This is a genomic window from Pontibacter sp. 13R65, from assembly GCF_047525655.1.
Lineage (GTDB): Bacteria > Bacteroidota > Bacteroidia > Cytophagales > Hymenobacteraceae > Pontibacter.
Genome location: NZ_JBLIQL010000003.1, coordinates 436,104 through 449,735 on the forward strand (window position 1 = coordinate 436,104; position 13,632 = coordinate 449,735).

At 45.2% G+C, this 13,632-nt stretch carries 9 protein-coding genes; 2 read left to right on the plus strand and 7 right to left on the minus strand.

Annotation, left to right across the window (positions count from 1 at the left end; all coding sequences use genetic code 11):
* Nucleotides 1-113: 113 nt before the first annotated feature.
* From ACMA1I_RS06130 to ACMA1I_RS06145, 4 genes are all read right to left on the minus strand, one after another.
* Nucleotides 114-1,460 (minus strand): DUF1080 domain-containing protein, encoded by a 1,347-nt coding sequence (locus tag ACMA1I_RS06130; protein WP_414703873.1) that lies wholly within the window; start codon nt 1,458-1,460, stop codon nt 114-116.
* A gap of 1,070 nt (nt 1,461-2,530) precedes the next feature.
* Entirely contained in the window at nt 2,531-4,048 is a 1,518-nt protein-coding gene (locus ACMA1I_RS06135) for a calcineurin-like phosphoesterase family protein (protein WP_337067416.1), read from the minus strand.
* A gap of 191 nt (nt 4,049-4,239) precedes the next feature.
* Nucleotides 4,240-5,682: a SusD/RagB family nutrient-binding outer membrane lipoprotein gene (locus ACMA1I_RS06140; protein ID WP_337067417.1), complete on the minus strand. Its 1,443-nt coding sequence runs from the start codon at nt 5,680-5,682 to the stop codon at nt 4,240-4,242.
* Nucleotides 5,683-5,751: 69 nt separating this feature from the next.
* The gene (locus tag ACMA1I_RS06145; RefSeq protein ID WP_337067418.1) at nt 5,752-8,952 is read right to left on the minus strand and encodes a SusC/RagA family TonB-linked outer membrane protein; all 3,201 of its coding nucleotides are present in this window, start codon (nt 8,950-8,952) and stop codon (nt 5,752-5,754) included.
* 546 nt (nt 8,953-9,498) lie between these two features.
* On the opposite strand from ACMA1I_RS06145, the gene ACMA1I_RS06150 reads away from it, so the two are divergent.
* Entirely contained in the window at nt 9,499-10,122 is a 624-nt protein-coding gene (locus tag ACMA1I_RS06150; RefSeq protein ID WP_337067419.1) for a hypothetical protein, read from the plus strand.
* A gap of 97 nt (nt 10,123-10,219) precedes the next feature.
* A complete protein-coding gene (locus ACMA1I_RS06155) occupies nt 10,220-10,918 on the plus strand; it encodes a cyclase family protein (RefSeq protein WP_337067420.1) in 699 nt (232 codons plus the stop codon).
* Nucleotides 10,919-11,470: 552 nt separating this feature from the next.
* Here ACMA1I_RS06155 and ACMA1I_RS06160 read toward each other — a convergent pair.
* From ACMA1I_RS06160 to ACMA1I_RS06170, 3 genes are all read right to left on the minus strand, one after another.
* Nucleotides 11,471-12,085, minus strand: a complete 615-nt coding sequence (locus ACMA1I_RS06160) for a hypothetical protein (protein ID WP_337067421.1) — start codon at nt 12,083-12,085, stop codon at nt 11,471-11,473.
* Nucleotides 12,086-12,167: 82 nt separating this feature from the next.
* Nucleotides 12,168-12,830, minus strand: coding sequence for a hypothetical protein (locus ACMA1I_RS06165; RefSeq protein ID WP_337067422.1), 663 nt, complete (start codon nt 12,828-12,830; stop codon nt 12,168-12,170).
* 255 nt (nt 12,831-13,085) lie between these two features.
* A complete protein-coding gene (locus ACMA1I_RS06170) occupies nt 13,086-13,490 on the minus strand; it encodes a DoxX family protein (protein ID WP_337067423.1) in 405 nt (134 codons plus the stop codon).
* Between the last annotated feature and the right edge of the window lie 142 nt (nt 13,491-13,632).

Consider the following 13,632-nt stretch of genomic DNA (forward strand, 5'->3'; position numbering starts at 1 on the left):
TGCTCTGCTGGTCTATCCTGCCTCACAAGTCAAATTATTCTAATGAATTTGCCCTTCCGGAGGCATTTCAGGCTACTTTACCTTTGGGCAGCATTGTAGCAATTGTGGCTGTGTTACTTCAACTCTTTAATCTTGATGCTCCTGAAACTCACCTGGTCGCCATGGTCCTGTAGCAGAATATGCCCTTCGGTAGCTTCGCCAAAGTTTTCCCAGTCTTTGTACTTGCTGTTGGCCACCAGCTCCCGGAACGCGGCAGATCCTCGCTCGTACTCCAGCACTTTAATGCCATTCAGGAAATGTTCTACTTTATTGTTGGGGTGCACTACCACACGTCCTTTGTTCCACTCCCCGATCGGGCGCAGAAAGCGGGACTGTTTTTCGGCGGTTATCAGGTCGTACAACGAGGCCAGAGTCCGGTTACCGTTGCGGCCCATTTTAGCATCAGGGTGCTTTTCATCGTCGAGAATCTGGTACTCTAACCCGATGGCGGAGCCGGAGTTGTTCTCGCTCAGGGTCACGAAATATTTTACGCCGCTGTTCGCGCCCGGAGTCAGCTTAAAGTCGAACGACAGGTCGAAGGCCCTGTACTTGGCTGAGGTGACAATATCGCCACCGTTCTGCGATTCTCCTCCATCTGACGGCAGTACCGTGAGCGCACCGTTCTCTACTTTCCAGCCTTTCTCCGGAAAGGAACTTTTGTAGGCACCAACCCAACCTTCCGTTGTTTTTCCATCGAACAGCAGTTTCCAGCCATGTTCCTGCTCGTAAGCCGTGAGGGCATTGGGTTGGTTATTAACCACGTACACGCCTGCCGGAAAAGGAGTTGGTGTAAGATCGGTGGTTTTTATGCGAATGTTTTTGAAGAATACTTTTTTACCGGCTTGCTCCTCGTTATTAATCGAGTGCACCTGTAGCCCGATAAACCCGCTCGGATCGAGGGTATCCACGACATAAGCCACCGGCACATCGTTTATCCAGGTTTTGGTTTCGTTGCCGATGCACTCGATTTTGATTTTGTTATACTCCCCCATTTTAAAAGCCTGCCGGGCCTCAGGGTTCAGGCTGAGCGGGTAGAGCCAGCCTCTGCGTGCCTCGTCGTAAATGCCGCCCGTCCAGGCCCGCTCCGATGGGTCGAACTCTACCTGCCTGCCATACACCCTGCCTTTGCCGTTGTTGGCCTCCGGGTCAAAATGGCTCCTGGTTTGTATACCGGAGTTGCTTCCATTGCTCTCGACCATGGCATCCAGTTCGAGCACAAAATCGCCGTACTCTTTTTCGGTTACCAGAAAAGTGTTGGGGGTGTTGGCGATGGTGGTGCCTACTATGGCTCCGTCTTTCACCTCGTAGGGTGCCTCCCCTGCCACCCGCTTCCAGCCGTCTAGTGTTTTGCCATCAAACAGGTTCGTCCAGTTATCTGAAGAGACCTGTTCCGATTTCTGGGATTTCTGCGAACAACCCATAGAACCTGACACAGCAGTGGCCGCAGCCAGCACACCTACCCATAGGCAGCTTTTATAGTTCATCATGATATATATGCTTCGTATGTTGCTAGTTGATACCCTATTTTTAAAGCTCTATTCATTCTGTAATCCTTCACTTCAACAGCTCGGATCCTAACTAATGATAGTTCACTAGTTTAAAATCAAAAGATTCTTTCTACCCTAAATCCTCTCCTGTCTCTCTTTCTGCAGAATAAGTGATGTTCTAACTTTCTGCGTTTTAATTTAGGAATTTATCAGTACAGGTGGTAACAATTTTTAAATTCTTCTCTTCACAAGCATCAAAAACCTAACTAACCCCAGCAGCGGCCAGCCTCTGAAAACCTCTGGAAGGGCAAATTCATTAGAAGAATTCAAGGCTGCGCCAGATGTGGCTACGCATCATTCTAAATTAAAAATTAGAAATGATGAATGACTTACTAGAAGACTGCTTCGTAAGGAAAGCCCAATGACATACGCTTCTTTTTCGCCTCTGGAAGGCCATTTTCATTAGAATAATTTACTCAAAGGCTAATTCCAAGCAATGTATTGCGGCAGGCAATTACAGGACGAACACCCCTGCCAAGTGCACAGATTGACGATTTTTTGTATGAGCGTTCAGCGAGTGGGGGTGCAGGGGCCCCCTTTAGACAAAATCGTCTTGATTTTTTTGGTTCTTTTTGTATCAAGACAAAAAGAACAAAGACTCCAGCAATACAACAACTTCACTTTATTAAAGCAATAGCAGCAGCTATGCAAACTTATACTAAAACGCCAGTAGCCGCAGCTTATACGTCTCGCCCACAAGATCTTTTCAAGATGACAAAAGTGAGATAGCGGAGTAATATTAAGACGTTTCGCTACCGCACAACTTGCGTTAGAATAACTCAAGCCTACCAATGGCAAACACGGGCAGTTAAAAATTATAGCTTAGTACTGCTGCTTTGTACTGCCGCTGTATAAGCCTGTAATAAAAAAGCACAGAAGCCAGGGTCTCCCCCAGCTCCTGCGCTTATGTGCTGTTTGTAGCGGCCTTTATGGTTTCAGAACCACTACATTCTGCTCAGCTCCTTTAAGTCTACTTCTTCTTTATAGCTGTTTCGGAAACGATCGGTTACCTGTATCGTGAGACGCTGTGCAGAAGCGGAAGGCTTGGCAAAGAAAATATGATCGGTTGGGTGTGGTTCCACCCACTTATGCTTGGCAGGTTTCGATGAACCCAAATGCAGTTCTACTGACATTGGATCAAGGGCAGTTTGGCGCTGCATCTCGCCCATAGGTTTGCCATCTTCCAGCCACTCTATTTTCCAGGCGGGGTCCCAGTTCCAAATATTTACGGCCAGGTGCTGTGGCATTTCCTTCACGGCTCCTATGGGGTATACCCGCATCTGGTGCTGCTTCGGGTGACCCACCGATTTGTAAAACCACTGCACCTCGCTGCCATTCACTTCGTACACGCCATAGCCATTGGGGGTGCCGTCGTAGCAGATCGGGCCGGTCCACCAGGCGCCGCAAACAGTGCCGTGCACGTGCTCTATCAGGTTATCGCCGGTTATAATCTTTTCGTTGAAGTGCGTGTGCCCCGACATAATATGCGCCTTGTAAGGCGACAACAGTCGGTACAGTTCTTTGCGGTTAGAAACCACACCACCTAACGATTCTTCTTTTTCGTTACTGCGAATGTGCTGCTTGGTGTAGGCCGGAATGTGCAGGTTTACTACCACTGTAGTACCCGGTTTTACATGTGCCAGGTCCTGCTCCAGCCAGGCCAGTTGCTGCTCGGTCAGGTAGCCAATGTATTTTTTGGATATGCCGATAAAGAACACATCGTCGAGCACCACATAATGCACCTCTCCCCGGTTAAATGAGTAGTAGGTGGGGCCAAAGAGGTCTTTGAAGGTGCGGGCCGAAAGATCGTCGGTACGGGCATCCAAATCCATATCGTGGTTACCGATAACCTGGAAAAACGGAATACCGGTAGTAGCTACCGCCTGCTGATAGTCTTCGAACAGCTCAAACTTATCCCACACCAGGTCACCGCAGCCAAAGCCATGGAAAAGGGCATCGGGACCATAGCTTTTCACCAGCTGCTGCGTGTCGGGAGCTGAGACGGTTTTAAGTTCTTCGGCATCCGACTTAGAAATGATCTGCGGGTCGGCCCACACCAGAAAGTTATGCTTGGTATCGTCCTGCGACAGCTTCTGCAGTTCGAAATCAGCTTTAAAACGGCCATTGGCCGGCACTATTTTTTTATAGAAGCGGGCAATTCCTTTTTCGTTGGTAAAAGCATAGCCCCGAGGAACCGACACATACACAAAATCAGCGGTTACGTTACTGGTAAGCTCATAATTGCCTTTGCTGTCGGTGAGGGTAACGTTAATGCCATCGGTTACGGCTACGCTGGCAATGCCTTTGCCCTGGCTTTGCACTCTGCCTTTGATGCTGATTGCCGATAAGTCTTTGCCTTTGGCTGCTACAACTGGTTTAGCTGCCAGCAAGTCGGTGCTGAGCGTAAGCCCGAACCCGGCCAGGCCAAGCGATTTAAGAAAGGTTCTTCTTTTTTGTGACATGTTAAGAATGTATGGGCAGCGAGGTCGATGGAGACTTCTGTGCCGTTCATGTTTAAATTGAAATGCTGCTGTAGCCCTATAGCCCGAAAAACACAAAAAGCATCCGGAAGGGCTTTTTTATTTGGATAATTTGCTTCTGCTATGTTTAGGCAGTAGCTGTGCAAACTGCCTAAACATAGCTGCCATACGCCTTATTTCTCCCACCATACTTTAATGTTGATATCGTCTCCACCCATTTGCTCCACAGCCTTTCTGTAGTTCTCGCCATTCATCTGCTGCACATTAGAAGGGTAGCGGAAACGCACCGGCACTTGCTGGTTGTTCATCATACCTGCTGCTTTAGGCAGCACGGGCAGGCCAGTGCGGCGATACTCAAACCACTGCTGGTAATCTGTAAAGTATAGCGCCAGGTACTTCTGCAGCATGATGCGCTCCAGAGTCCCATCGTATGCAGCGGCAGGATTATCAAAGTAATTAGCTGGCACCAAGGCACCCCATTGTGTAATGGCGGCCTCTACACCTTTCTCGTAGTGTGACTGCGCATCAGCATCTATAATATTTTTCTGCGCCAGCTCAGCCTTAACAAATTCCACCTCTGCATAGCTCATGATTATTGAAATCATTGGGGCTGTTACCAATTCAATGTTAGGGCTTGATGGGGAGAAGTCGAATTGCGCACCGTTACTGTCGAAGCCGCTCGGTATGCCCTTGAAGCCTACTGTGGTTTTGCCATCGATAGAGGTCGCCTCACTGAAGAACTTAGAACGGCGCGGATCCTCTAGCGCATTTAAATTGTCGATGAAAAAGGCACCGGCAGCACGGCCTGTTCTGAAGTCAACCGGACGGCCCCACGGCGAGGTGAGTGGTGGAACACCTGAAATTTTAAGAATAGCTGCCTCTTCATTCCTAGTAAATACAGGGTTTGCTTTTGGATTATTTACGATCTCGGCCATGCGGGCCTCCGCATTTGTTTCAGACCTTTTGGATACTCTGAGTAATAAGCGCAGCCGCAGTGAATTAGTAAACCGTTGCCAGTTGCCCACATTGTTGCCGTAAAGGATATCTGTGCCGTAAACCATGCCCCTGGAAAGGTCATAGAGGCTGTTTGCCCGCTCCAGGTCAGACAGTATTTTCGTATAAACTTCCTGCTGTGTATTAAAAGCAGGGTACAAGAGCTTTTCATCCCCACGAGATGCTTCTTCCATGGGCACATCTCCGAAAGAGTCAGTCAGCAACGAATATACCCAGGCATTCAGGGTAAGGGCAATCGCCTCATAGTTAGGATCTTCTGCAACAACGGCTGCCTCCTCCATTTCCTTTATATTGGCAAGCCAGCGGTAGTAGGTATTCCAGGTAGAGCTACCAGAGTTCTCTCCAATGTCGTACCGGTGCACGCCACCCGATGCGCTCGGGAATGGCAGCGTTACCTGCATCAGATCAAACGTGAAACCATTGCTTCTACTGGCGTTAAAGTTCGACACTTCGTAAATGATCGGATTGAGCAATGTGCCAGGGCTAATCTTTTCGATGAGGTTAGGATTAATATTGATCTCCTCAAAATCATCTGTACAGGAGACATTAAGGCAGGTTAGGACCACCAGAACTGCCAGGAATTTATTTATACTTCTTGTCATTGCATTTATTCTTTGAGAAGCTGGCCTGAGGTACCTCAGGCCAGCCCTAGCTATCTTTTAGGAGTTAAATCAAAGCTGGAGTGTCACATTCATTCCAATGGTTCTTGTAGAAGGCATCTGCCCCATTTCCACGCCCGGCATGATGGTAGCGCCGTTCAGTGCGGCTGTTTCCGGATCGAATAGTGGGAACTTGGTGAACATGGCAAGATCGCGACCGTATAGTGCTACACTTGCTCCCTGTAGAAACTTGGTCTTAGCTAGCAGCGTCTTTGGCAGGTTATACTCCAGGCGCACTTCGCGCAGCTTCAGGTAAGAGGCATCGAAGGAGTTGGACTCCACGTTGGCGCGACGGTAGTAGCGGGTGTAGTACGCTTGAGGAGTTACTTCGGTGGTGTTTGGCGAGTAGGTACCGTCACCATTTTGTACCACACCGTCACCGATCAATAAACCTTCTTCACGGCCCATAAGCGTGCTTTTTAGCTTGCCTTGCTCCGCCATTTTGTGGTGCGATTGTGAGTAGATGATGCCACCGTACTGGCCATCGAGCAACACGTTAAAGCGGAAGTTCTTATAAGAGACCTCATTGTTGAAGCCAGCCTTCCAGTCAGCATAAGCATTGCCGATGTACTGTGTCTCGGCAGGGTAAGCCGGTAGGCCTGCCTTGTCGTAAACGATCTGCCCGTCTGGGCTCCTTACAAAACCAAAACCGTAGATGTCGCCTGTGCTTCCGCCAACTTTGGCAATAATGCTAGCCTGCCCGCCTGTGTGTATTACTTGTTGGTCAGCCCCAAGATCCTCGGTCAATTCCATTACCCTGTTGCGGTTCCTGGACCACACCACAGACGTATTCCAACGGAAATCTCTTGTCTCTACCGGGGTTGCGTTCACCATCAGTTCTATACCTTGGTTGCGCACTTTTCCTGCGTTCATCACGGCCCTAGTGTAACCGGTGGTAGGGTCGAGTGGAATTTCCAGAATCTGGTTCTCTGTGAAACTTTGGTAAAGCGTGATGTCCATGCCAAGGCGCCCCTGGAACAGCCTGTACTCCAGACCAGCCTCGTAGCTGGTGGTAAGCTCTGGCTTGAAGTTCTCATTATGCAGTGTAGTAGGCACAGAACCGGAACCTGCGAAGTCACTCTGTGCGTAGTACTTTCTGGTTCTGTAAGGACGTGTATCGTTACCTACCTTGGCCGCGGAGAGCCTCAATTTGGCATAGGATACCTGGCGCGGGAGGGTAAAGATATCGCTCAGGATAAAGCTCGAGCTGATGGAAGGATAGAAGAAGGAATTATTCTGCACCGGCAGGGTAGATGACCAGTCGTTACGACCCGTCACGTCCACAAACACCTTGTCCTGATAAGAAAATGTGGCTAGGCCATAGAGGCTGTTTACACGCTTGTTTGAATGAAATGTTGCCATCATCGGCTTGCTGAGGCCGTTAGAGAGCTTATACACTCCCGGACTCACTAAGCCATCAATCACCCCATCTGAATGTCTGTACTTTTCGCGTCTGGTGTTGCCTCCAAACGAAGTTCTAATATCAATCTCGCTGCCGATCGACTCCTTATAGGTAAGCAAGAAGTCATTGTTGATCTCATAGTCGAAAATGCTCTGCTCTTTGTAGTAGCCGAAAGGGAAGTTTGCTGTATTAAACGGACGCCGCTGCTGACGATCTTCCTGCCTTGACGTGATAGCAGATCGCACCATCAGGTCTAACTTTGGCGTGAACTCATAAGTGGCCGTAAGATTACCAACCGTAGAATAGTTATTCATCGCGTTGGTCATCTCGTAAGCAATTACATAAGGGTTATCTATGTAGGAGCTGAAGGGGTGTATCTGCTCTATCTGATCTTTGCCCATTTTCCATCTTGGTTCATACCAGGCCAAATCCACGTTTGGGTTCTGGAAGATCATGAAGTAAGCAATAGACTGGTTGCTGTAGCCAGTGCCAGGCAGGTTATCACTTTTCTTGTGCGTAAAGTTAACCTTAGAGTTAAGCTTGAGCTTATCTGACACATTATAATTCAGGCTCAGAGCAGCAGTCATGCGCTCAAAACCAGTATTAGGCATTATCCACTCGTTCTTGGAGTGTGTCAGAGATGCGCGTGCCGAGGCATTCTCATTCCCTCCATCTACTGCTACACTATTAGTTATAGTAGATCCTGTTCTAAAGAAGCCTTTGATATTGTCTTTGTAAGGCCTCCACAGCTGGCGCTCCGCAGACTGCCCTTCCAGTGTCGGATCGTACTGGTAGAAGTACTGTCCGTCGAACTTAGGGCCATAAGCACTACTGGTGGAGCCTGTATTTTTACCGTCCTCTGATGCTTGATAGGAATAGAAGGGCTGACCAGCGCTGTTCAGGTCATGTGTTCCCTGGCCATACTCATACTGGTAGTCCGGCCACTTCAGCACATCGTTAATGCTAATGTTTGAATTTACCGTCACGCCCAGGCCTTTTTTTCTACTTCTGCCGGATTTGGTGGTAATAATTAACACACCGTTAGCAGCACGGCTACCGTAAAGCGCCGCCGCGCTTGCTCCTTTTAGTACGGTGATGCTCTCGATGTCATCAGGGTTAATGTCGGCAATACCGTTGCCAAAGTCTATTGGAATGTCGTGGCCTGTGCCTGCCCCATAGGCATCGTTTACACCTGAGCTGGTCATGTCGCTGTTGAGCGGCACCCCATCCAGCACGATCAGCGCGTTATTTCCATTAGGATCAAGCGAGTTATCACCGCGTAAAGATATACGTGTAGAGTTAACAGGTCCTGAACCAGGTGACACTAAAGTCAGACCTGCCACCTTACCTGAAAGGGCGCTTGCAAAGTTATTGGAACGGGCGTTGGTGAGGCTTTCGCCAGTAACGGTTTGGGTGGCGTAGCCAAGAGCCTTCTCCTCCCGCTCTATCCCTAAGGCTGTTACCACCACCTCTTTCAGCATTTTATCGTCTTCCTGCAGCTTCACACTGATAATTAAATTTCCGGCAAATGGAACCTCTGTCCTTTTAAAACCGATAAAGCTGAACACGAGCACATCTTGCGTGCTGAGTGGCTGAGGGCTGGTGAGGCTATACGTACCATCGCCCGTAGTCATAGTGCCAGTAGTAGTGCCTTTTAACAATACTGTTACACCCGGAAGTGGTAAACCTTTAGAATCTTGCACAACACCTTGTATGGTTTGTGCCTGTGCCATTGTTTTGTAGCAGCACAGCAGCAAAAAGAGTAATACTGCTAACTGTTTACTAAAAAGCGTAAAAAATTTCAAAGTCATAACTTTGGTTGGTTGATTTTCCTGCAAAGCTATGGCTATAATATAACGCTTATGTTAATTCTACTTTAAGGTAGTATTAAGGCTCAAACATTTCAATGCTCTATTTAATAGCATTTTCTTAAACCAGTTTATTTGCCTTTTTTGTTAAACAGAAGCTATGGAAAGGTGCCACAGGTGCCTTGTTCTTGCGACTCCTTCTCACCTAATAGAGGCTTGTACGATGTAGAAAATGCTCAGGAAGATGATCTGCCTGCGCAAGCCCTATGAGAAAATTCAGTAAAAAACCCTCAGGAAGGCCAATTTCATGTGAATAATTTGAGGGCCTGCTTGTTGTATCAGTTTTGGTCGGAGAAATTCAACCCTGAAGGTTAGAATCGCAGGGTTAATTATCGCTATTAGAAACTTTCAGCAGGCTACTTTATATTACTGCGTCTATATAGTATATTCGGCAGTCAAGTTCCGTTTATCCGACTACCGTTGGGCAGATAAACCGAATACTCCGTTTAGCACATAGTTGTGTGCAATAGAAATAATAAAAAATCCTAAGTGAAAGCTAAACTTGCTCTAGTTGCCTTACTTTTTACCTGCTACAGTTGTAGAAGTGTGCAACAGAAACAATCGAACTTATTTAGTTTTGAAGAATATAAAACAATCAGCAAGCCTATTACAAAGCAGGATTCAGCCATTGTTTTTATAAATCTAATTCATGAAAAGAAGTTTAAGGAGGCGGAGAAAATTTTTCCTAGTATGTTTAAAATAGATGTGTCTCCTTTCATTCGGAAGGGAACAGATTATGCTCCCTATTTGGGAGGTGTTGGAGAGTTTGCCCTTGAGTATATGAATACTAATGAAATGCTGGCACTGGCAGAATTTCTGGAGCATCAATACAATACGCATAATGATGTTTATGATATGCTTTTAAGTACTAGCCTTGACTTGGACTCAACCAATGTGCCAGCTATGTTCCTTCTAGCTAAGCTGCGTTATGAACAGGAGGTTAAGGACGATGCATATTTCCTTGTTCAGCATATGTATAAGCTTGAACCTGAAAATAAGAAAGTTAGAGAACTTTACACCTTTTTTGAAAAGAATCATGAACCTTTAGGGGATAATCTTCCAAGTTTTAAGAAGTTTATCAATGAAGAGGTGCGTTACCGAGATTTTGAATAACTACACCACACAACCCAGTATATTCGACATGCTTCGGCTAAAGCCTTGCATGTCGCATATACCAGCACCGTTATAATACTCATCCTTATTTAGTCCTATGCATGAAATAATAGATTTAAGCCAGGAAATATTTACAGGGATGCCTGTTCATAAAGTTCTTCCAGAGGTAAAAATAAGTATGCATAGCTCCCATGAAAAATGGGAAGGCATTGCTAATTCAACCACTGTTTCGCCTAGTGTTAATAAGTTAGAGCTAAGTGAGCATACTGGCACTCATGTAGATGCACTGAATCACATGGCACGGCAAAACAGAGGGCAATCAATTGATACGATGCCGCTGACCATGTTTTATACGGAAGGAATATGTTTAAACTTTTCGAACAAAGGCTTAAGAGAACTGATTGAGCCACATGAGATAGAAGAGGCTTGTAACAATGCTGAACTTGAAATAAAGAAAGGTGATACAGTTTTGCTTTATACCGACCACTATAGAAAAGCCTTTGCTGGAGAAGATTGGAGGAATGGCCCAGGATTAAGCGCCGATGCTGCACGCTGGTTAGGGAGCAAAGGAATTTCTGCCTTTGGAGTAGAAACAATGGCCCCAGGAGTTTCAGGAATTAGTAACAAAGAGGTACATCGGATTTGTGGAGAGCTTGGCTTCACACACTACGAGAACTTAATTAACTTACATCTTCTAATCGGCCGTGGACGGTTTCGTTTTATTGGCCTGCCTTTAAAAATTCGTGGAGGAACCGGCTCTCCTGTCAGAGCAATAGCAGTATTTGAGAATCAATAAAGCATTTACCAACCACGTGTACACTTCATGGTTCAGCTGAAGCCTTGCAAAGGCTGGTACCTCCTAACCAGCATAAAAGCCTTTTTTTGCCAAAAAGCTTACTTAGGATAAGTCAATTTTAATTCGACCCTGAATTACGTCTATTAGAAACTTCTTCAACTCAGCTCCTATGCCTTTCACTGGTAAAAAATCGTCTGCTAGTTTCATGGTTTTTGCTGTTGTATAAGGTGCTTTACGTTCAATAGAATGATAATTTAAATAGATCCGGCTGAGCAAAGAGCCAACTACCTATTATTAGAAGGTGATGCGCTAAATTGGAGCAGCGTATAATGGACGCCAGTTTAACCAGCCGTAGTGATTTTATAAAAAGGAAACTAGTTTCTTATCATTTGTTACAGTTGTGGGTTCTAAATTGAAAATTTCCCGTTCAGGACTTTATAATTCTCTGGTAAAGGCTCAATTATTTTATTCATTAAAAATTACTGGTAACGATTAGTACGGCTGTGAACCAGGCGTAGCCGAAGTATGGTACCAATATCGTGTTAGCTTTTATTATTTTATAGTGTCTTCCGAAATTAACCTGTTATCCTTCCACTCCTGTACAACCTTGTAGTTTAGATAATAAACAATTCTTTTTTCGTCAGCTACATTATTTACAATTCTTTGCTCAATAAAAAGACTACCATCCGAATTATACTTCCGGAACATTCCGTTTGCCTTGCCATTAACTAAGTCCAATGTGCTTAGGCTGCTCTTGTCTTTATAGTTTAAGGCAAATGCGGTTTTTGGAAAGTTTACTTCATCTGGCTTTGCTGATACAATTGCTTTCCAATCTTTGCTTGCTGTGTTTCCTGATTGAAGGAGAATCGTTGCGTAACACCCGTTAACGGGCTTGAACTCTTTCAGAAACTTAAGAACTGCTTTATCATTAGCTGAATGAACTGAGTACAAGTATAGATTTTCACAATGCAGCGCATCCGAGCATTGAACAGAACACAGCTCATGGTCTAGCAACTTAAAGGTAGTGTTCCCAATTTGGGTTACTTCTTGTACTGTTCCCTGTTTTTTGAAAGTTAAAATATTGCACAGATAGTAATATGGTAATATAAACAGAAGAAGAACTCCGGCTGTTAAGTAGAAATAGATGTTGGAGGGTTTCCTTCTCATAGTCCTAATACAAGCTAACGGCCTCGTGTAGACGATGTGCAAAGCATAGCAGCAGCATAAAGTATACACGTGGTTAGCACATTTAATTTTTGATTTCTCTTCTTATGAGAGTTTTTGAAATTTCCTTCTTAGTTACTTTGCCGTCCTTGCCAATGGTAAAGTGAGTTACAATTGAATCGCCTTCGACGATTTCACTTATACCGCCACTTGCCATTAACTCACTTTCAGTTTCTACACTAACCACTTCAAGTGTGTCATCTGAAATCTCTTTGCCATAGGAATCATACACCCAACCGCCATCTCCACACCTTGCAGCTATTACGAACTTATCTACAGCTTTACCAGCGCTATCAAAAATACAGTAGTTCAATAAGGTACAGTTACTACTTTCGTCTTCGGTAAGTATGGTAAATTCTATCAAGTCAGGATTTCTCTCTTGCCATGAATGAAAATACTCTGCCACGAAGTCTTGTTCCGCAAAGCTATGTTTCTTTTCTTGCCATACTTTGTTAAAGTACTTCTCATCCAGCATTTGGTAATTAACAGGTCTTGTTCCGTAGCTTAAGGTATCTATTTCAAACACTTTAAGATTTGCAAACTTAAATCTGTCTTTTAAATCAGTTAATGACAAGTCCTGATTATCTGTACCTACTGATTCATTAACTTGTGCATTAAACGTAGCATTTTTGTCTGTACAGGCTGCTACAGGAATGAAGAGCAAAAGGAACAGAAGGTACTTGTTCATTTTATAGTTTTTATATTTGCTAACTAGTAGCTAAACGCAAACATACGCTTATCTGCATTATGTGCGGAGGCAATTTGAGCACATCCTGTGCGAGTTGTCAATTTTTCTTCCGTACCTCAATATAGTAAATTTCAGGTAAACTATATCACTACTGGCTGCCAATACAGCTCAACCAACTCGAAAACGAGGGATAATCTGATAAAAAGATAAGGGCAGTTGTGACTCCGTCCTGAATTTAGGTGGGAATTATATTGGCTATAACTGTTTGTCAAGTGAAAATTTGCCGCTGCCTTGAAATAAGAAAAGCAAAGCACTGAAAAGCATGGCTAGTGCTGGTGTCATGCTTTCGATCGAGCCATGCCGGTCTACCATAAGAAAGGCAATGGTAAAATTTAGAATTAATATTAGAGCAGCATAACGTATTTTCCATCCCACCAACACGAATACACCAGCTAAAAATTGCGCGTAAACTGATATAACAGCACTAGCCAATGGCAACGGAAAGTCAAACTGCTGCAGGAAATCGCGGAACTCCAGCATATGCGGCCAATAAATTATATTGTCTAGTACACCATAGATCAGCCGACACCCTATGAAGATACGGAGTAGCAAAACACCAATATCTTGGTTCCTATCTAACCAGCTGAAGAGTTTTGACATAGTAGTTATAAAAAGCAGTTAATTGCATCGGGCATAGCATATATACCTTCCGAAATCTTCAACTCAACCATGAGCTATTGTACGACTAAAAAAGCCGCTACAGCTACTCTAGGTTAGGTTATCAGGCTCAACAGTGAACTAG

Bases quoted from the DNA above. Each gene is read 5' to 3' on its own strand.
- ACMA1I_RS06130 (WP_414703873.1), bottom strand. From the start codon at position 1,460: ATGGGTTGTTCGCAGAAATCCCAGAAATCGGAACAGGTCTCTTCAGAT.
- ACMA1I_RS06135 (WP_337067416.1), bottom strand. From the start codon at position 4,048: ATGTCACAAAAAAGAAGAACCTTTCTTAAATCGCTTGGCCTGGCCGGG.
- ACMA1I_RS06140 (WP_337067417.1), bottom strand. From the start codon at position 5,682: ATGACAAGAAGTATAAATAAATTCCTGGCAGTTCTGGTGGTCCTAACC.
- ACMA1I_RS06145 (WP_337067418.1), bottom strand. From the start codon at position 8,952: ATGACTTTGAAATTTTTTACGCTTTTTAGTAAACAGTTAGCAGTATTA.
- ACMA1I_RS06155 (WP_337067420.1), top strand. From the start codon at position 10,220: ATGCATGAAATAATAGATTTAAGCCAGGAAATATTTACAGGGATGCCT.
- ACMA1I_RS06160 (WP_337067421.1), bottom strand. From the start codon at position 12,085: ATGAGAAGGAAACCCTCCAACATCTATTTCTACTTAACAGCCGGAGTT.
- ACMA1I_RS06165 (WP_337067422.1), bottom strand. From the start codon at position 12,830: ATGAACAAGTACCTTCTGTTCCTTTTGCTCTTCATTCCTGTAGCAGCC.
- ACMA1I_RS06170 (WP_337067423.1), bottom strand. From the start codon at position 13,490: ATGTCAAAACTCTTCAGCTGGTTAGATAGGAACCAAGATATTGGTGTT.